This is a genomic window from Kitasatospora sp. NPDC059827 (genome assembly GCF_042731675.1).
Lineage (GTDB): Bacteria > Actinomycetota > Actinomycetes > Streptomycetales > Streptomycetaceae > Kitasatospora.
The window spans coordinates 54,562-73,399 of sequence record NZ_JBHWIV010000018.1 but is presented as its reverse complement, the minus strand read 5'-3'; the positions used below and the strand labels follow the sequence as shown (position 1 = coordinate 73,399).

Below are 18,838 nucleotides of genomic sequence, written 5' to 3'. Positions count from 1 at the left end.
CTCGGCCGGCGCTCACGACGCCTCCACCAGCGTCGCTCAGGAAGCCTTGGCCAGCGCCTCGGCCAGGAACTGTGCCGCCTGACGGACCAGTCGCAGCCGCTCCCGGTCCGCCGAGTAGTCCTGCACGTTGTCCGAGATCCGCACCTCGGCCTTGGCCGCCGGGCCCGGAGCGGCCTTGAGCGAGGCCTGCAGCTTGCGGGCCGCGTCGAGCCCGGCGGAGTCGCCCTTGGCGGCGGCGAGCAGCAGCTTGGCCGAGCTTCCCGCCGGGGCCTCGGCGCCGGTCTGGGTGAGCGCGGCGGTGTCGTAGCGGCCGGAGACGGCGGCGGCGGCGCCGTACAGGTCCGGGCGGGAGAGCCCGGCCGCGGCGGCGCACGGCGCGCCGCCGTCGACCCCGAGGGTGCCCCAGGAGGCCGGGCCGGGCGGGAGGGTGCGGAAGGAGGCGGCGATGGTGGTGCGCAGGGCCGCGTCGTCGGCGACGGCGGCCGGGGCGGCGGCGACCAGTTCGCAGGGGTGCGCGGTGCCGTTCGGCGCCTCGGGGGCGACCAGGATGAACGGACGGGCGCGGCCGGCCTGCAGGGCGGCGCCGACGCCCTCGAAGACGTCCGGGACCTCGGCGTCGGCGGTCTTGCCCGGGGTGGCGGCGTGCATCACGACGACCGGGAAGCGCGCGTTGGGCTCCTTGGCGTACTGCGCGGGCAGCCAGACCCGGACGTTGCGCGGCTTCCCGTCGGGGGCGAGCACGGCGGACTGCAGCAACTCGCCGCCGCCCGGGTGCCCCACGCTGTCGAAGCGGCTGACCACGGCGGGGGCGGCCGCCGATGCCGAAGCACCCGCCGCACCCGCACCCGCCGGACCCGCCGCACCCGCGGCCGGCTCGGTGGCGACGGGCGGCGCCGCCTGCTGCCGGCCCGCCGTCCCCGGCGCGGAGCCCGACCAGGCCCCGGCCGCGGCCGCGTCGACGGCCGATTCGGTCCGGTCCGTCGAGGACGGACCATGCCCGAGACCACCGAACGCCCCGAGCGCGGTGAGCAGCGTCAACGCGGTGACGCACACCCCGCAGACCATCGCCCCTCCCGCCCGGACCAGCATCGGCCACCGGTCGCCCGCCAGCTCGTAGGTCGCGGCGGACTGCAGGTCGCGCCAGCGCTGGAGCGCACCGCGCGCCAGCCAGAGTCCGCCGATGGCGGCAGCCAGCAGGGGAATGACGAGGAGCGGACGAACCACGGAACGCACCACCTCGGGACGAGGGCCGGCGCCGGACCGGACCCGGTGCCGTGCGGGGGCGACCGCTCCGGCGGCGGGCCCTCCCGACGGGGAGGACCGGGGTACGGCCGGGGCACAGTCGGCCCCCAGCGTGCACAACGGGCACGCCGTCACACGCGGGTGTGCCCGGCGAGTATCGCCCGTTCACTCGAAGGTGGGACGCCGGACCGACCCCCGGCACCTCCGGGCGGCGTACGGCCCCTGGCCCCACCATCGCCCGCACGGCCGCAGAGCCGCCCAAGCTGACAACCCGACAGCCGGACAGCAGGTCAGCCGGACAAGCGCCCCCGACCGGGACGCCCCTCAGCCCGCCCGCAGCGCCATCGTCATCGCCTCGACCGCGAGCAGCGGGTCCACGTTGCGGTCCAGCGCCACCCGGCAGGCGAGCACCGCCTCGATCCGGCGCAGGGTGTTCTCGGCCGTCCCGTCCCGGGCGACCCGGTCGAGCGCCTGCCGCTGGTCCTCGTTGGCGAGCACACCGGTGGAGCCGAGCTGGATCGCCAGCACGTCCCGGTAGAACCCGAGCAGGTCGAGCAGCGCGACCCCGAGCGTCTCCCGGCGGGTGCGGGTGGCCCGGCTCTTCTGCCGCTTCTCCAGCTCCTTGACGGCCCCGGCCATGCCGCGCGGCGCCTTGCTGCCCTCGGCGGCGCCGTAGGCGGCCTTGAGGTCGTCGGTCTCCTTGGCGTCCTGGGTCTCGGCGAGGGCCTCGGCGTCCGCCTTGGCGGTGTCGACCAGGCGCTGGGCGGCGGTCAGGCAGCCGCCGATGTCGGCGACCTCCAGCGGGATCCGCAGCACCTCGGCCCGGCGGGTGCGGGCCTGCTCGTCCACGGCGAGGCGGCGGGTGCGCTCGATGTCGCCCTGGCCGGCGAGCGCGGCGAGCCGGGCGGTCTCCGGGTCGACGCCGTCACGGCCGACCAGCATGTCGGCGACCGCCTCGGCGGCGGGCGTGCGCAGCACCAGCAGGCGGCAGCGCGAGCGGATGGTCGGCAGCACGTCCTGGACGGAGGGGGCGCACAGCAGCCAGACGGTGCGCGGGGAGGGCTCCTCCACGCCCTTGAGCAGCGCGTTGGCGGCGGCCTCGGTGAGCCGGTGGGCGGCGTCCACCAGGATCACTGACCAGCGGCCGCCGGTCGGGTAGCTGGAGGCGCGCAGGACCAGGTCGCGCATGTCGCCGACGCCGATGGACAGGCCGTCCGTCCGCACGTACTTGACGTCGGCGTGGCTGCCGGCCAGCACGGTGTGGCAGCCGTCGCAGAACCCGCAGCCGGGCGTGCCGCCCAGCGCGAGATCGGGGCTGGTGCACTGGAGGGCGGCGGCGAAGGCGCGCGCGGCGGTGACCTGCCCGGCGCCGGGCGGGCCGGTGAACAGCCAGGCGTGCGTCATCAGGGAGGCGTTCCCGCCCTGGTCGGCGGCGGCGCCGCGACCGGCCTCGACCGTCGCCCCGGCCGCCCGGGCCGCGGCGGTCAGCTGCTCGACCACCCGATCCTGGCCCACCAGGTCGTCCCAGACGGCCACTGCTGCTCCCAAGCTCCGTACGGCAGCGCGCCAGGCGCCGATTCCCCGCCGTCGAGCATACGTCTCCGCTCCGACAGCCACTGCTCCGTCCGAGGCACACCGGGCCGCGAACGACGGCCGAACCGCCGCCGCACCCCCACCGAGCCCGCGGCCGAACCCCCGACCGACAGCCGCGCACCCCCGGTACGACGACGGGCGGTGCCACCCTGGGGGCTCCCCCGGTGCGACACCGCCCGTCCTCCAACCGGCCGTCGGACCTCCCGGCCCGCGCTGCTCAGCTGCGCCGGCCCCAGCGCCGGCTCTTGCCCTTGTCCTTGCCCTTGCCGCCGTCCTCGCCGCGGGCGTCCCCGCCACCGCGGCCGGAGTCGGCCCGGTCTCCGCCGTGGTCCCAGTGCGCCCACTCGTCCCGCGAGCCGAGCAGCGTGTCGGTGAGGCTCGGCAGGTCGTCCATCGGCGTCTCCTCGGCCCAGTCCGGCCTCGGCCGCTCGGCGGTGGACTGCGACTCGCCGGACTGCGCCCCTCCAGACTGCGGAACCACCGGCAGCTCACGGGTGCTGTCCACCGGCTCGCCGGGACGCCCCGGACCGACCCGCGGCAGCACCGCGGTCTCGTCCACGGCGGGAACCCGCGGCAGCACGGCCGTCTCGTCCGCCGCCGGCACCTTCGGCAGCACCGCGGTCTCGTCGACGGCCGGCACCTTCGGCAGCCGGGTGGTCGCCTCAACAGCCCCAGCGGCCTCAGCGGCCTTCGCGGCCTTCGCAGCATCAGCGGCCTCCGCCGCCCGGACGGCCGCCTGCCGGTCCTGCGGCGTCAGCTCCCGCGTCGCCTCGTCCCCGAGGCCGCCCGCCGCGTCCCGAGGCGCGTCCCGAGAAGTGTCCCGAACCGCCCGAAGCTCCGCCGTCGCCGCCGCACCGGCCCGGTCCGCAGCCGTCTCCGCCGCGACAGCCGCAGCCGCGAGCGCGGCGGCCTGCGCCAGCCGGGCCTCCTCGGCCCGCTGCAGCGCCTCCTCCGCCCGGCGCCGCTGCTCCTCACGCGCCAGCTCCCGCTGCCGCTGGAGCTCGGCCTGGGCGGCCGCCTCGTCGGCGATCCGCTTCCGTTCGGCGGCCTCCGCCGCCAGCCGGACCTCTTCCTCCGCCCGACGGCGAGCCTCTTCCTCCGCCCGGCGACGGGCCTCCTGCTCGGCCCGGCGGCGGGCCTCCTCCTCGGCCTTGCGCCGCGCCTCGGCGGCGACCCGCTCGGCCTCCTCCTTGGCGAGCCGCTCCTGCTCGGCCTGCTCGGCCCGCAGCTGCGCCAGCACCTCCTGGCGCTTGCGCTCGGCGGCCTCCTCCTCGGCCTTCTTGCGGGCCTCCTCGGCGGCGCGCCGCTCGGCCTCCTCCTTGGCCAGCCGCTCCTGCTCGGCGCGGGCGGCCTTCTCCTGCTCGGAGAGCGGCAGCTCGCGGTCGAGCCGGTGGCGGATGGCGGTGGTGACGAAGCCGGGGGCCTGGCTGCCGTCCACCACCAGGTAGCGCGCCGGGTCGGCGGCCGCGAGGGCGAGGAAGCCGGCCCGGACCCGCTGGTGGAACTCGGTGGGCTCGGACTCCAGCCGGTCGAGCGCCTCGGTGAAGCGCTGCCGGGCCCGGGTCGGGTCGACGTCCAGCACCACGGTGAGGTCGGGCAGCAGTCCGCCGGTCGCCCAGCGGGAGATCCGGGCGACCTCGGTGGCGGCCAGGTCGCGCCCGGCGCCCTGGTAGGCGATGGAGGAGTCCATGTACCGGTCGGTGATCACCACGGCGCCGCGGGCGAGGGCCGGCCGGATGACGTTCTCGACGTGCTCCGCGCGGTCGGCCGCGTAGATCAGCGCCTCGGCGCGGTGCGACAGGCCGGTGTTGCCGACGTCCAGGACGAGGCCGCGCAGCCGCTGGCCGACCGGGCTGCCGCCGGGCTCGCGGGTGAGCACGACCTCGTGCCCCTTGCCGCGGATCCACTCGGCGAGTGCCTGGGCCTGGGTGGACTTGCCGGCGCCGTCGCCGCCCTCCAGGGCGATGAAGAAGCCGGTGCCCGCGCCCCGGTGCGGCACCGGGCCGCTGCCGCCGCGGACGGAGTCGACCAGGTCCCGGCCGAACGGCACGGTGCCGCGCCGGTCGTCGGTGCGCAGCAGCACGACGGCGGCGAGGACGAGGGTGAGCAGCCCCGCGGTGGCGACGGCGAGGGCGCCGCCGCCGTGGATGAAGGTGAACGAGCCGGGCTCGACGGTGCCGTACTCGACGTCCCCGTACCCGGCGGCGATCAGCGGGACGACGACCAGCGCGGCGGCGACCACGGCCCGCAGCACCGCGTACAGGTGCTCGGTGACCTTGGGCAGCCGGGCCTCCTCGACCTCCTGGGCGAGCAGGCCCCGCCCGGCGGAGACGACGATCCCGGCGGCCAGTCCGGCCAGCACCGTGAGCAGCAGGACCAGCACGAAGTCCAGCACCAACCCGGCCAGGATCAGCGCGACGCCCTCGGCGAGCAGCGCCAGCGCGAGCAGCCGGCGGCGGGAGAGCGAGGGCAGGGTGGCCCGGGTGAGCCGGGCGCCCAGCGCCGGGGCACTGGCCGCGGCGAGCACGACCAGGCCGTAGCCGATCGGTCCGGCCCGGTGCTCGGCGGCGGTGAGCAGCGCCAGGGCGGCGACGCCCGCCATCGAGGCGTAGCCGGCCGCGACGGCGAAGGTGAAGTACGGGGCGCTGCCGGTGCGGCCCTTGCCCAGGGCGGGGCCGGGGGTCGCGTCGGTGGGGGCGCGCAGGCCGGTCAGCGGCGAGTGCGGGGCGACGGCCACGGGGCCGCCGGGCAGCTGCTGGAGGTGGCCGCGGACGGCCGCGGCGGCGAACAGGCCGGCCGCGCCGAGCGCCGCGAAGGTCAGCTGGTGGGCGCGCAGCCAGTCCGAGCCGAGCGCCGCACCGACGTTGTTGACCAGGGTGAACGCGACCAGGCCGACGGCGCCGAGCGGCACGGTGACCCAGCCGGTGAACCGGTCGATGCTCCGGACGGTGTCCAGGTTGGCGACGGCCGGCCGCCGCTCGGCGGCCGGGGCGTACGGGTTGGCCGGCGGCAGCAGGCCGGGGACGGCGACGGCCCTGGCGATCCCCCGGACCCGCTCGGCCGCACCGGTGAGGAACACGGTGGCGAGCAGCACGTAGCCGGCCCCGCCGGAGGGCCGGGGGCCGGAGCCCAGCCAGACCGTCCACCAGGGCGCGAGCCCGATCAGCAGGGCGCTCAGCGCGTCGGCGCCGACCAGCGTCCAGCGCCGGTCGAGCTTGCCGGCGACCAACCGGTGCACCGGCTCCAGCAGCGCCACGCCGACCAGCCCGGTGGCCGCCACCCGGGCGGCGAGGACGGCCGCCACGGCGAAGGCGAGGCTGCGCGGCAGGTCGCCGAACTGCCCGCCCTGGGCGACGGCGATCACGGTGAGCGCGAGCAGCACCAGCAGCCCGAGCCGGTCGGCGGTGCCGCCGATCAGCTGGGTGGTCCACAGGCGCCGGTAGGGCCTGGTCCGCAGCAGCGCCCGGGCCCGGTCCACCGGGGTGCCGGCGGGCGCGACCTCGGGCAGGTCGGGCCCGGTGGCTCCGGCGGCCGGGGCGGCGCTGGGGGTGGGCTGCTCCTCGCTCGTCATACGGTCAGCGTAGCGGGCTGGGCTTTGCCGGATTGAGACGAAGGGGGTTCCGGTTCGCCCTCATCACCGGCCTGTGACGATCCCTGCACAGACCTCGGGCCCGCGCCCCCTGGTGGGGGACGCGGGCCCGGTGCCGCCGTCGAGCTGCCGTCGGGCTGCCGCCCGGCGGATCAGCCCCGTCCGATCAGCCCCGGCGGATCAGCCCCGTCCGATCAGCCCCGTCGGATCAGCCTCGTCGGATCAGCCCTCGTCGGTGGCGGTGGTCTTGGCGGCCGCGGTCTTCTTCGCGGCCGTCTTCTTCGCCGCCGCCGTCTTGGTGGTGGTGGTGGTGGTCTTCTTCGCCGCCGTCTTCTTGGCGGCGGTCTTGGTCGCCGTCGCCTTGGCCGTGGTCGTCTTCTTGGCCGCGGCCTTCTTCGCCGGGGCCTTCTTCGCCACCTTCTTCACCGGCCCGCGCGCCCGCTTCTCGGCGAGCAGCTCGTAGCCGCGCTCCGGCGTGATGGTCTCGACCTCGTCGTCCTTGCGCAGCGTGGCGTTGGTCTCGCCGTCGGTCACGTACGGGCCGAAGCGGCCGTCCTTGACCACCACCGGGCGCTCGGAGACCGGGTCGGTGCCCAGCTCCTTGAGCGGCGGGGCGGCCGCGGCGCGACCGCGCTGCTTGGGCTGGGCGTAGATCGCCAGCGCCTCGTCGAGGGTGATGGTGAAGAGCTGGTCCTCGCTGGTGAGCGAGCGCGAGTCGGTGCCGCGCTTGAGGTACGGGCCGTAGCGGCCGTTCTGCGCGGTGATCTCGGCGCCCTCGGCGTCGGTGCCGACCACGCGCGGCAGCGAGAGCAGCCGCAGCGCGTCCTCCAGGGTGACGGTGTCCAGCGCCATCGTCTTGAACAGCGAGGCGGTGCGCGGCTTGACGGCGTTCTTGCCGGTCTTGGGCGTGCCCTCGGGCAGGATCTCGGTCACGTACGGGCCGTAGCGGCCGTCCTTGGCGACCAGCATGTTGCCGCTGACCGGGTCCGGGCCGAGCTCGAAGTCGCCGCTGGGCTTGGCCAGCAGCTCCTCGGCCAGCTCGACGGTCAGCTCGTCCGGCGGCAGCTCGTCCGGGATGTCGGCGCGCTGGCCGGGCTCGCCCTCGACGGCGGAGGCGCGCTCGACGTACGGGCCGTAGCGGCCGACCCGCAGGGTGATGTTGTCGCTGATCCGGAACGAGCTGATCTCCCGGGCGTCGATCGCGCCGAGGTCGGTGACCAGTTCCTTCAAGCCGCCCAGGTGGTCGCCGTCGCCGTTGCCGGCCTCGGCGGCACCGCCGGCCGCGCCCTCGCCCTCACCGAAGTAGAAGCGCTTGAGCCACGGCACGGACTTCGCCTCACCGGCGGCGATCCGGTCGAGGTCGTCCTCCATCCTCGCGGTGAAGTCGTAGTCGACCAGCCGGCCGAAGTGCTTCTCCAGCAGGTTGACCACGGCGAAGGAGAGGAAGGACGGGACGAGCGCCGTGCCCTTCTTGAACACGTACCGGCGCTGGATGATCGTGTCGATGATCGACGCGTAGGTGGAGGGGCGGCCGATCTCGCGGTCCTCCAGCTCCTTGACCAGCGAGGCCTCGGTGTAGCGGGCCGGCGGCTTGGTGGCGTGGCCCTCCGGGGTGATCCGCTCGGCGGCCAGCGGGTCGCCCTGGGCGACCTGCGGCAGCCGGCGCTCGCGGTCGTCGAGCTCGGCGTTCGGGTCGTCGGCGCCCTCGACGTAGGCCTTGAGGAAGCCGTGGAAGGTGATGATCTTGCCGGAGGCGGAGAACTCGACGTCCCGCCCGTCGGCGGAGGCGCCACCGACCCGGACGGTGACGGACTGGCCGACCGCGTCCTTCATCTGGGAGGCGACGGTGCGCATCCAGATCAGCTCGTACAGCCGGAAGTCGTCGCCGCTCAGACCGGTCTCGGCGGGGGTGCGGAAGCGGTCGCCGGAGGGGCGGACGGCCTCGTGCGCCTCCTGGGCGTTCTTGACCTTGCTGGCGTAGGTGCGCGGGGCGTCCGGCAGGTAGTCGGCACCGTACAGCTGGGTGACCTGCGCGCGGGCGGCGGTGACGGCCGTCTCCGACAGCGTGGTCGAGTCGGTGCGCATGTAGGTGATGAAGCCGTTCTCGTACAGCTTCTGGGCCACCTGCATGGTCCGCTTGGCACCGAAGCCCAGCTTGCGGCTGGCCTCCTGCTGGAGCGTGGTGGTGCGGAACGGCGCGTACGGCGAGCGGCGGTACGGCTTGGACTCGACGCTGCGGACGCTGAACGCGGTCTGCTCCAGGGCGGCGGCCAGCTGACGCGCGGCCTGCTCGTCCAGGTGCAGGGTGTTGGTGCTGCCGGCCTTGAGCCGGCCGTCCGAACCGAAGTCACGGCCGCTGGCGATCCGCTTGCCGTCGACCGAGGCCAGCCGGGCGCCGAAGGTCTCCGGGTTGGCGGCGTCGGCCGGGGTGCGGCCGGTGCCGAAGGTGCCGACCAGGTCCCAGTACGAGGCGGTGTGGAAGGCCATCCGCTCACGCTCGCGCTCGACCACCAGACGGGTCGCCACGGACTGCACCCGGCCCGCCGACAGCTTCGGCATGACCTTCTTCCACAGCACCGGCGAGACCTCGAAGCCGTAGAGGCGGTCGAGGATGCGGCGGGTCTCCTGGGCGTCGACCAGGCGCTGGTTCAGCTCGCGCGGGTTGGCCACGGCCTCCTGGATCGCCGTCTTGGTGATCTCGTGGAACACCATCCGGTGCACCGGCACCTTGGGCTTGAGGACCTGCTGGAGGTGCCACGCGATGGCCTCGCCCTCGCGGTCCTCATCGGTGGCCAGGAAGAGTTCGTCGGACTCCGCCAGGAGCGACTTCAACTTGCTGACCTGGGACTTCTTGTCCGCGTTGACCACGTAGATCGGGGCGAAGTCGTGATCGACGTCCACTCCGAGGCGGCGCACCTCGCCGGTGTACTTGTCCGGCACCTCGGCCGCGGTGCTGGGCAGGTCGCGGATGTGCCCGACGCTCGCCTCGACGATGTAGCCGGGGCCCAGGTAGCCCTTGATCGTCTTCGCCTTGGCCGGCGACTCGACAATGACGAGTCGCTGTCCGTGCGCGGTCTCGCTGCTCGGGGACACCTTCGCTCTTCTCTCCCGGTCCTTATGTGGCTGGTCGGCGCTGGCAGCACGGGCTGCGCTCCGCCCGACCCCTCCACCGTCCCGGGGTCGCCACTGCACGACACCCCACCAGCGGAGTGTGACCGTACCCCGGCCACCCTTGTCAAACGGACGGATCCCGCTGTTTCGCTTGCCGCGCTCACCGACGCCACTCGAACGGTAACCCGATGACGGAGGTTCGCGCCCCGTGGAGGGGGGCTTCGGCAGGTTCCGGAGGATGGAATGACGGATTTCAAGATCTGTCAACGGAGAATCGGCGCGCATGCGGTATGGCGCTCTCCGGATCGCGCCGGACCCGGCCGCCGAACGACGGCCGACGGACTCTGCCGACCGACCGAGGGGCTGCTCGCCCCCTCAGCGGCCGATCGCCGCCAGCAGCCCGGCTCCCGCCCCCAGGCACGCCACCCCCAGGGCGCACCAGAGCAGGTCGACGACCGCCGCCCGGCCGATCTCCCCGGCCGCCAGCACCGCCCGGCGGGGGCGGTCCGGGTCGTAGCAGATCCGCACCGGGGCTCCGGGCGCGAACCGCTCCGGACGGCGCAGCGGGGTGTGCCCGCGCGGCCGGGTGAGCACGAGTTCCGCGATCCGGCCGGAACCGGAGCCGGAGCCCGACCCGGCCCCGCCGACCGCCGGCGGCACGGAGAAGGAGAGCAGCGGCGCGCTGTCCAGCTGGCCGTGCACGTCCCTCTCGGCGACGACCGTCGCCACCACCGGAACCCCCGAGCGGCGCACCCGGTGGCGAAGGCGCACTTCGGCGGCGCACCAGAGCAGCAGCGCGCCACCGAAGAGGGCGAGCACCAGCCCGCCGACGGTCGCCGTCGTCGTGTCCACCCCTGGCCCCCGGCTCCCCAACTCTGTCCACAGCCTGTGGACAGAGCCTCACAGCACCCGACCAACGGCGGGCAGCCGGACGGGGGCCACCGGACGAACCAGGGGGTACGGGAGGGTGAACCGGAAGGTGCCGGGGCGGCGTTCTACCGAACGGGGCCGGACTACGGCACGGCACGGCACCACGCCACACGGCACGGCACGGCACCGCACCGGACCTCACCGCACCGGGTCGATGAACCCCTGCTCGGTCAGCAGCCGGAGCGACTCCGGCACCCGGTCCCGCAGCACCACCCGGTCCTCGCCCAGCAGGTGCGCGATGGCGTCCACGATCTCTCCCGCCGACAGCGTGCCGTCGCACACCCCGACGAACCCGGCGCCGACCGTGTCCACCTTGGTGGCCCGCCGCATGCCCCGGTTGTGCCGCAGCACCACGTGCTCCGGGTCCTCCGCCCCCGGCGCGCCGACCTGCTCCTGGACCACCTCGTCGGCCAGCACGTAGCGGGCCGCGAGCAGGCCCGCGTCGTCGTGCGAGCGCAGGAAGTCCTGCCGGTCGAACCACTCGTCGATGTGCGGACCGAGCGGCTGCTCCACCGGGTGCGGCCACTCCTCCACCCGCACGGTCGGACGCTCGGCGCCGCCCGCCCGCAGGGTGATCCAGCCCATCCCGATGCCCTCGACCCGGCCCGCCTCGAAGGCGTCCAGCCACTCGCCGTACCGGGCCTGGTAGTCGCCGCCCGGGCCGCGGTGGTCACCGCCGTCGCGCAGCCACAACTCGGCGTACTGGGCCACGTCCTGGACCTCGCGCTGGACCACCCAGGCGTCCAGTCCGGTGCCCGCCACCCAGCCGGCCAGCCGCTCCTGCCAGTCCTCGCCCCTGACGTGCTGCCAGTTGGCGAGCAACTGGCAGTAGCCGCCCGGCTCCAGGTGCTCGGCGGCCGACCGCACCAGGCTGCGGCAGAGGTCGTCCCCGGCCATGCCGCCGTCACGGTAGGTGAACCGGCCGCCGGGCGAGATCACGAACGGCGGGTTGGAGACGATCAGGTCGAACTTCCGCTCCCCGACCGGCTCGAAGAGGCTGCCGGTGAACACCTCGGTGTCGTCGAACCCGGACAGCGCCAGGGTCAGTTCGGTGAACCGCAGGGCACGCGGGTTGAGGTCGGTGGCGGTGACGCTCCCGGCGTGCCGGGCCGCGTGCAGCGCCTGCACGCCGGAGCCCGAACCGAGGTCCAGCGCCGCCCGGACGGGGCGTCGCACGGTGATGTTGGCCAGCGTGGTGGACGCCCCGCCGACCCCCAGCACCAGGTCCTTGCGGGCCACCCCGTGCGCGGTCTCACCGGAGCCGATCCCGCCCGCGCCACCGACCGCGCACCCCAGGTCGGACACCACCCAGGCGTCCGAACTGGGCATCCCGGAAACCTCGTTGGCGTACGGCCGGACGTCCACGGTGGCGCGCACCAGGTCCCCGTCCGGGCGCAGCCAGCCGTCCGCCAGGCAGTCCTCCACCGGCAGCGCGGCGGCGGCCGCCCGGTACGGCACCGGCTGCTGCAGCAGGAAGAGCCGCACCAGCGTCTCCAGCGGGCTGCCGCCCCGCGTCGCGCGCAGCGCCGGGACGGCCTCACTACGGGCCAACGCCGCGTAGCCGGTGGGCCCCAGGAGGTCCAGGCACCCATCGGCGGTGAACGAGGCGGCCAGCAGCGCCTCGCGCAGCTTGGCCAGGCGGGTCGGGTCGAGAACGGGGCTACTGATCACCCCGCCATTGTCCCCCGCCTCACCCCGCCCCGGCCCCACCGGCCCGCCGACCCCACCGGGAGCGCAGGTCCGACCCCACGCCCCCGCCGACGGCCGGAGCGCCCCACCGGGCGCACCGGGACGTCGGGCAGGGCCTCCGGAGGCCGGGCGGAGCCTCGGGCCGGACGCCGGACGGGGCCTCGGCTCAGCTCGCGCTGGGTGCCGGCGTGGCCGGGGCCGAGGACGAAGCCGGGGCCGCCGGGGTCGTGGCGCCCGCCGAGGGGGTGGCCGCCGGGCTCGCGCTGTCCGTCCCGCCCGGCGCGGGGCTGCCGCTGGGGGCACCCGCCGAGGGGGTGGCACCGGCGCTCGGGCTGCCGCCCGCGCCGGGGGTGGCCGTGGAGCCACCGGCACTGCCGCTCGCCCCGGCGCCCGGGGTGGCCTGGGAGGGCTTGCACCCCTCCTGCTTGGCCATCGCCTTGCCGAGGTCGCCGCTGCCCAGCTTGCTCTGCGCCTGGGTGGACAGCGAGGACAGCCGGCGCAGCTGGTCGCCGACGCTGTTCAGCCCGTCCGCGAACTTCGCCTGGTCGTCGATGGCCAGGGCGTCCAGCTTCTTCTGGACGTCCAGGTAGCCGTCGGCCGCCTTCTTCAACTCGTCGACGGTGTCCTTCTGCAGCGCGGCGCCGTTGTCCACCTTGGGCGCACCGGCCGCGTCGATCGCGGCCGCGATGTCCTGGTTGGTCTTGCCCAGTCGCCCGATGTCCGCCGACAACCGCTTCCGCAGGTCGGTCGGGGACTCGCCGGTCTTCACCTGGGCGGTGTCGGCGAGCGCGACCTGCGCCTGGGCGATCGGGTCCTTGGCCGCGCCGCAGACGTTCGACGCCCAGGAGTCCAGCTGCTTGCTGTTGTCGTCGCCGCCGCAGCCGACGGCGCCGAACGCGAGCAGCACGCCGAGGGCGGGTACGGCCAGCAGTCGCTTGTTCACCGGGAGGAGCCTTTCGGTTTCGGTCGTCTTCGGTCGTCGAACCTACACGGCCGTCACCGACCGTCCGGTTCCCGGCTGCCCGGCTCCCGCCCCTCCCGGCCCCGAACTCCCGCCCCACGCACGGCGCCCGGCCCCAAACCCCGGCCCCCGCCCCCTCCCCGACGCTCAGGCCCGCTCGACCCGGATCGGATCGCCCGGCCGCACGGTGCTCAGCACCCGGGCGTCGCCGTCCAGCAGGCCGAGGACGTTGCAGGGGCCGGCCAGTCGGCACTCGCCGTCGTGCGAGATCGGGGTCGGTCCGTACGGCAGCGCGAGGCTGTCGCCGTCGGTCCAGTACGCGACCGTCCCCGGCTCGACCACCTGCCGGGCACCGTCCTCACGCGGCACGCTCACGGGCGTGCCGAAGTAGACCTCCTCGCCCCAGGTGGAGGCCGTGGAACTGATCGGCAGCTCGGCCCAGAGCGCTTCGGTGGTGGGGGTGGCCGCCAGCGTGGCGGTGGCCTGCCCGGCCGGCCACAGGATGCGGATCCGCATGTGCTTCCTCTTCCGCGACGAGGTCCGGTCGATGACCGGACCCGGTCGTGCCGGAAGCAGCGAACCGCCGGGCCGCGCACCTTGTCAACGGGCGTCCGGAACGTGGGCGTCCGGAACGTAGGTATCCGGGGCGTGGGCATCCGAAGCGTGGGCACCCGCAGGCACACCCGGGTGACGTCAGACCGCGACGGAGGGCACCGAAACCGGCCAACTCATCCGGATCACGCCGCCGTCGGCGCCGTTGGTGACCTCCAGGTCCTCGACCAGACCGGTGATCACGGCGAGGCCCAGGGTGTCCTCGTCCGGGTCGCCGCCCTCGGCGGCACCGGCGGACGGGACCGCGGCGGGGCCCGCCTCGTCCTCGACCTCGATGAGGAAACGCTTCTCCTGGTCGGTCAACGCGACCCGCACCGTGCCACCGATCCCACCGCGCTGGTGCAGACCGACCGCACGGGAGCACGCCTCACCGACCGCGAGCCGTACCTCGTCGAGCACCGACTCGTCGACCCCGGCCCGTCTGGCGACGGCCGCGGCGACCAGCCTGGCCGTCCGCACGTGCTCGGGAAGCGCGCTGAATCGAAGTTCGACGGTTGCCATCTCTCCCCCTCGGGGTACTCCGACCGGGGCCGACAGTGCGGCCCCGCGAACCGGCTGGACCGGCCCTGAGACGCCCGGGAAACGGGGGCCGCACAGGCCCCCGCGCCCCGAACGCGTGGAACGGGCGGGCCGACCACAGGGGCCGGCCCGGACGCGTCAGTCGGTCGCGGCGACCGCGTCGTCCACCGAAGTGTGGATCGGGAAGACCTTCGTCAGACCGGTGATCCGGAAGATCTTGAGAATGCGCTCCTGGTTGCACACCAGGCGCAGCGAGCCCTCGTGGGCACGCACCCGCTTCAGACCGCCCACGAGCACGCCGAGGCCGGTCGAGTCGAGGAAGTCGACGCCCTCCATGTCGACGACGAGGTGGTACTTGCCGTCGTTGACGAGCTCGACCAGCTGCTCCCGCAGCTTCGGGGCGGTGTACACATCGATCTCGCCGCCAACCTCGACGACCGTACGATCGCCGACTGCACGGGTCGACAGGGACAGGTCCACGGAACCTCCAGCACCTTGCCTTGCTACGTCATGTGCGATCCTCGGCCGGACGGCCGCCACCGCATGGTCGCGAGCCCGGGCGCGCCAAGCCAACAAGCCAACGCGTGGCGAGCCTCAGCGCTGCGACCCACGGCCATACGGCCGTCACGGCCACATTCAACCACCTGCGACCATGACCGCACGATGGCTTACGACGATTCTCCGTCACGCCGGTGACACACTGGGTCCTCATGCCGCCCCGACACAGCCTGCCCGAGGCACTGCTCACGACCCTGTCCACCAGTCGGGGGCGGGCCGACCGGCTCACCCATACGGAGCACCTTCCCGCCCGGCCTGCGCGTTATTCACCGTGGCCCGACTCGATCCGACCGGAGATCGTCGCCGCCGCGGCGGACGCCGGGGTGCAACAGCCCTGGGCGCACCAGGCAGAAGCGATGAACCTGGCCAAAAGCGGCCAGACTGTGGTGATCGCCACAGGCACCGCCTCGGGCAAGTCGCTGGGCTACCTGGCACCGGTCCTCAGCGACCTGCTGGAGGGCACCGAGGCCCGCAACGGCCGCGGCGCCACCGCGCTCTACCTGGCCCCGACCAAGGCGCTCGCCGCCGACCAGCGCCGCCGCGCCGCCGAACTCGCCCCGCCGCGGGTCCGGGCCGCCCTGTACGACGGCGACACGCCCCCCGAGGAGCGCGAGTGGGTCCGCCAGTACGCCTCCTACGTGCTCACCAACCCGGACATGCTGCACCGGGGCATCCTCCCCGCGCACGCCCGCTGGGCCTCCTTCCTCAAGGCGCTGCGCTACGTGGTCGTCGACGAGTGCCACAGCTACCGGGGCGTGTTCGGCTCGCACGTCGCCCAGGTGCTGCGGCGGCTGCGCCGCCTCTGCGCCCGTTACGGTTCGTCACCCACCTTCCTGCTCGCCTCCGCCACCACCGCCGACCCGGCCGTCACCGCCCACCGACTGACCGGTCTGCCCGCGGTCGCCGTCACCGAGGACGCCTCGCCGCGCGGTCCGATGGTCTTCGGCCTCTGGGAGCCGCCGCTGACCGAGAACGTCGGGGAGCACGGCGCCCCGGTGCGCCGCACCGCCACCGCCGAGGCCGCGCACCTGCTGACCGACCTGGTCGAACGGCAGACCCGGACGGTCGTGTTCGTCCGCTCCCGGCGGGCCGCCGAACTCGTCGCCCTGCAGACCCAGGACCAGCTCGGCCGACCGCTCGCCGACCGGGTGGCCGCCTACCGCGGCGGCTACCTCGCCGACGAACGCCGGGCCCTGGAGCGCGACCTCCACTCCGGCCGACTGCTCGGACTCGCCTCCACCTCCGCCCTCGAACTCGGCGTCGACATCTCCGGCCTCGACGCCGTCCTGATGGCCGGTTACCCCGGCACCCGGGCCTCGCTCTGGCAGCAGGCCGGCCGGGCGGGCCGGGAGGCCCAGGGCGCGCTGGCCATCCTGATCGCCCGCGACGACCCGCTGGACACCTACCTGGTGCACCACCCGGAGGCGCTGTTCGCGACACCCGTCGAGGCCACCGTGCTCGACCCCGACAACCCGCACGTACTCGCCCCGCACCTGTGCGCGGCCGCCGCCGAACTCCCGCTCACCGACGCCGACCTGGAGCTGTTCGGGCCCTCCACCGCACCGCTGCTGCCGGTACTGGAACGGCGCGGCCTGCTGCGCCGGCGCACCGACGGCTCCTGGTACTGGACCCGCCGGGAGCGCGCCGCCGACGCCGTCGACCTGCGGGGCAGCGGCGGCAGCCCGGTGCAGATCGTCGAGGCCGACACCGGCCGGCTGCTCGGCACCGTGGACGCCGCGGCCGCCCACACCACCGTCCACACCGGGGCCGTCCACCTCCACCAGGGCCGTACGTACCTGGTCCGGGAGCTCGACCTGGAGGACTCGGTCGCCCTGGTCGAACCGGCCGACCCGCCGTACACCACGGCCGCCCGTGACATCACCTCCATCTCCGTCCTCGACACCGACACCACTGTCCACTGGGGCGAGGGGCGGCTCAGCTTCGGCTCGGTGGAGGTGGTCAACCAGGTGGTCGGCTACCTCCGGAAGCGGATCTCCACCGGGGAGATCATGGGCGAGAGCAAGCTCGACCTCCCGCCCCGCACCCTGCGCACCCGCGCCGTCTGGTGGTCCGTCACCGAGGACCAACTGCTCGACGCGGACCTGCCGCTCGACCGGTTGCCCGGCGCCGCCCACGCCGCCGAGCACGCCTCGATCGGGCTGCTGCCGCTGTTCGCCACCTGCGACCGGTGGGACATCGGCGGCGTCTCCGTCCCGCTGCACCCCGACACCGGGCTGCCCACGGTGTTCGTCTACGACGGCCACCCGGGCGGGGCCGGCTTCGCCGAACGCGGCTTCCAGCGCGCCGTCGAGTGGCTCACCGCCACCCGCGCGGCGATCGCCTCCTGCGAGTGCGAGCGCGGCTGCCCGTCCTGCGTCCAGTCACCCAAGTGCGGCAACGGGAACGACCCGCTGGACAAGACGGCCGCCGTCCGGCTGCTGGACGTCCTGCTGGCCGGAGCGCCCGGGGCGGCCGCAGCGGCGGCCCCCGCGGCAGGCCCGGCGGTAGGGCCCGCAGCGGACCCGGACGGCGGAGCACCGGCCGCTTCATGAGGCCACCGCCCCACCCGGGGCCGTGGGCGCGCCGGGGGTCGGCAACGGGCCCGGGGCCGTGGGCGCGGCGCTCGGGGTCCCGCCCGAGGTCCCGGGACCGCCAGGACCGCCAGGGCCGCCCAGCGCCGCACCGAGGCCGTCCTCGGCCGCGGTGGCCGGGGCCCGCACCGGTCCGGCCCGCGACCTCGCCCGCGCCGGACCGACCGGCAGCCGCCGCGGAAGCCCACCGACCGGCACCTCGGCCACCACCTCGACGGCGTCCGCGGAGCGGTCCACCGCGCAGGACACCACCGCGGCACCCTGCGCCGCCGCGATCCCGACGGCCCGGGCGCAGCCGCCGTCCGGGTCCAGCAGCAGCAGGTCCGCGGCCGCGAGGGCCGCCAGGTCGGCTGCCGACTCGGCCCGGTGCCGGGCGGCCACCACCGTGCCGACCGCGACCGTCGCCGCGAAGACCGCCGTCCCCAGCATCGCCAGGGCGAGCAGCCAGACCGTCGCCGAGCCCGTGTCCGCCCCGTACCCGCACCTGCCCGGTACCGCCGCCCGAGCGCTACGGACCCGCGCCAACCGCTCCAGCCACTCCACCGCCCACCGACGGCCAACCGCACGGCAGTCGGCCGACCTGGCAGCCCTCCGGGTCACCTGTCGAGCCGTCAGGCGGGCCATCCACCTCCACCTCCTCCTCCCACGGTCCCTTCCGCTCCTTCCGTTCCTTCCGCAGTGCTGCCCAGCACGTCCTCCCGGGCGGCCACCGCCATCGCACCGACCCGGACGGCGAGCAGCCCAGCCAGCCTCCCCGGCGCCGCGCACGGGGCGTCCACGTCGACTCGTACCGTGTCCGCCGCGACCGCCACCCGGACCCGCGCTCCCGGCGGAGCCGCCGCACGGGCGAGTCCGGCGGCGTCCGCCTCGCCCCGGGCGGCCGCCCTGGCGCCGATCCGGGCCGCGTCCACGCAGGTGATCTGCGCCGCGGCCGCGAGCACGCCCCAGATCAGCATCGCCGCGAGCAGGACGAGCGCGGGCAGCAGCACCGCCGTCTCCGCCGTGACGAAGCCGGCGTCCCCGCGCCGCCCCCGCCAGGACCCCTGCCACGGCCTCCGTACGGCCCGTACGGCCCGTACGGCCCGGTTCGACCGGCCGGGTCGCGGTCGGGCGCTACGTCGCACGGAGCGCCCGTTCCAGCGTCTCGGTCAGCGCACCGGTGATGGCCGCGCTGGTGACCACCTTGTACAGCCCGGCCGCGAGGGCGCACGCACCCAGCGTGCCGACGGCGTACTCAGCCGTGGTCATCCCGGCGTCCGAACGCCCCCGGTACCGCGCCACCCTGCGCACCCGGCCGGCGACCCCGCGGCTCTTCCGCCGCCACGCTCCCGGCAGGTGCTGGAACGGACGCCCGATGCTGGGCCTGGTCGCGAAAACTGCAGTCATCGATCTCTCCTGTTCTGGATACTTACCGGTCCCTCTCGCGGGTCCCGGCCCGAAGGG

Annotated in this window: 14 protein-coding genes; 1 reads left to right on the top strand and 13 read right to left on the bottom strand. The window is 75.2% G+C overall.

The annotated features are described in order from the left end of the window. Nucleotides 1-36: 36 nt before the first annotated feature. The 10 genes from ACFV8H_RS14410 to bldG all read right to left on the bottom strand — a co-directional run bounded on the left by ACFV8H_RS14410 (nucleotide 37) and on the right by bldG (nucleotide 14,726). The gene (locus tag ACFV8H_RS14410; protein WP_380399547.1) at nucleotides 37-1,224 is read right to left on the bottom strand and encodes a hypothetical protein; all 1,188 of its coding nucleotides are present in this window, start codon (nucleotides 1,222-1,224) and stop codon (nucleotides 37-39) included. A 342-nt stretch (nucleotides 1,225-1,566) separates the two neighbouring features. Then, on the bottom strand, nucleotides 1,567-2,778 hold the full coding sequence (locus ACFV8H_RS14405) for a DNA polymerase III subunit delta' (RefSeq protein ID WP_380399619.1): 1,212 nt from the start codon (nucleotides 2,776-2,778) through the stop codon (nucleotides 1,567-1,569). A gap of 274 nt (nucleotides 2,779-3,052) precedes the next feature. Further along, complete coding sequence (gene tmk, locus ACFV8H_RS14400) at nucleotides 3,053-6,406, bottom strand: dTMP kinase (protein WP_380399546.1); 3,354 nt, start codon at nucleotides 6,404-6,406, stop codon at nucleotides 3,053-3,055. A 240-nt stretch (nucleotides 6,407-6,646) separates the two neighbouring features. Next, nucleotides 6,647-9,517, bottom strand: a complete 2,871-nt coding sequence (gene topA, locus ACFV8H_RS14395) for a type I DNA topoisomerase (RefSeq protein ID WP_380399544.1) — start codon at nucleotides 9,515-9,517, stop codon at nucleotides 6,647-6,649. Nucleotides 9,518-9,910: 393 nt separating this feature from the next. After that, the gene (locus ACFV8H_RS14390; protein ID WP_380399542.1) at nucleotides 9,911-10,387 is read right to left on the bottom strand and encodes a DUF3592 domain-containing protein; all 477 of its coding nucleotides are present in this window, start codon (nucleotides 10,385-10,387) and stop codon (nucleotides 9,911-9,913) included. Between the two features lie 216 nt (nucleotides 10,388-10,603). After that, nucleotides 10,604-12,136, bottom strand: a complete 1,533-nt coding sequence (locus ACFV8H_RS14385) for a methyltransferase (protein ID WP_380399540.1) — start codon at nucleotides 12,134-12,136, stop codon at nucleotides 10,604-10,606. A gap of 184 nt (nucleotides 12,137-12,320) precedes the next feature. Continuing rightward, nucleotides 12,321-13,097: a small secreted protein gene (locus ACFV8H_RS14380; RefSeq protein WP_380399538.1), complete on the bottom strand. Its 777-nt coding sequence runs from the start codon at nucleotides 13,095-13,097 to the stop codon at nucleotides 12,321-12,323. A 165-nt stretch (nucleotides 13,098-13,262) separates the two neighbouring features. Next, nucleotides 13,263-13,631: a cyclophilin-like fold protein gene (locus tag ACFV8H_RS14375; RefSeq protein ID WP_375887574.1), complete on the bottom strand. Its 369-nt coding sequence runs from the start codon at nucleotides 13,629-13,631 to the stop codon at nucleotides 13,263-13,265. A gap of 177 nt (nucleotides 13,632-13,808) precedes the next feature. Beyond that, nucleotides 13,809-14,228 carry an ATP-binding protein gene (locus ACFV8H_RS14370; protein WP_380399536.1) on the bottom strand — a complete coding sequence of 140 codons (420 nt, stop codon included), beginning with the start codon at nucleotides 14,226-14,228 and terminating at the stop codon, nucleotides 13,809-13,811. Nucleotides 14,229-14,384: 156 nt separating this feature from the next. Further along, the gene (gene bldG, locus ACFV8H_RS14365) at nucleotides 14,385-14,726 is read right to left on the bottom strand and encodes an anti-sigma factor antagonist BldG (RefSeq protein ID WP_188305076.1); all 342 of its coding nucleotides are present in this window, start codon (nucleotides 14,724-14,726) and stop codon (nucleotides 14,385-14,387) included. A gap of 230 nt (nucleotides 14,727-14,956) precedes the next feature. On the opposite strand from bldG, the gene ACFV8H_RS14360 reads away from it, so the two are divergent. Further along, nucleotides 14,957-17,356 (top strand): DEAD/DEAH box helicase, encoded by a 2,400-nt coding sequence (locus ACFV8H_RS14360; protein ID WP_380399535.1) that lies wholly within the window; start codon nucleotides 14,957-14,959, stop codon nucleotides 17,354-17,356. Here ACFV8H_RS14360 and ACFV8H_RS14355 read toward each other — a convergent pair. From ACFV8H_RS14355 to ACFV8H_RS14345, 3 genes are all read right to left on the bottom strand, one after another. Further along, nucleotides 17,351-17,920 carry an Rv3654c family TadE-like protein gene (locus tag ACFV8H_RS14355; protein WP_380399533.1) on the bottom strand — a complete coding sequence of 190 codons (570 nt, stop codon included), beginning with the start codon at nucleotides 17,918-17,920 and terminating at the stop codon, nucleotides 17,351-17,353. The two genes, ACFV8H_RS14360 and ACFV8H_RS14355, sit on opposite strands and share 6 nt — an antisense overlap. Nucleotides 17,921-18,006: 86 nt before the next feature. After that, nucleotides 18,007-18,519, bottom strand: coding sequence for a TadE family type IV pilus minor pilin (locus tag ACFV8H_RS14350; RefSeq protein ID WP_380399531.1), 513 nt, complete (start codon nucleotides 18,517-18,519; stop codon nucleotides 18,007-18,009). Continuing rightward, nucleotides 18,509-18,781: a DUF4244 domain-containing protein gene (locus ACFV8H_RS14345; RefSeq protein ID WP_375887585.1), complete on the bottom strand. Its 273-nt coding sequence runs from the start codon at nucleotides 18,779-18,781 to the stop codon at nucleotides 18,509-18,511. Before ACFV8H_RS14345 ends, ACFV8H_RS14350 begins: the two co-directional genes overlap by 11 nt. Nucleotides 18,782-18,838: the final 57 nt, after the last annotated feature.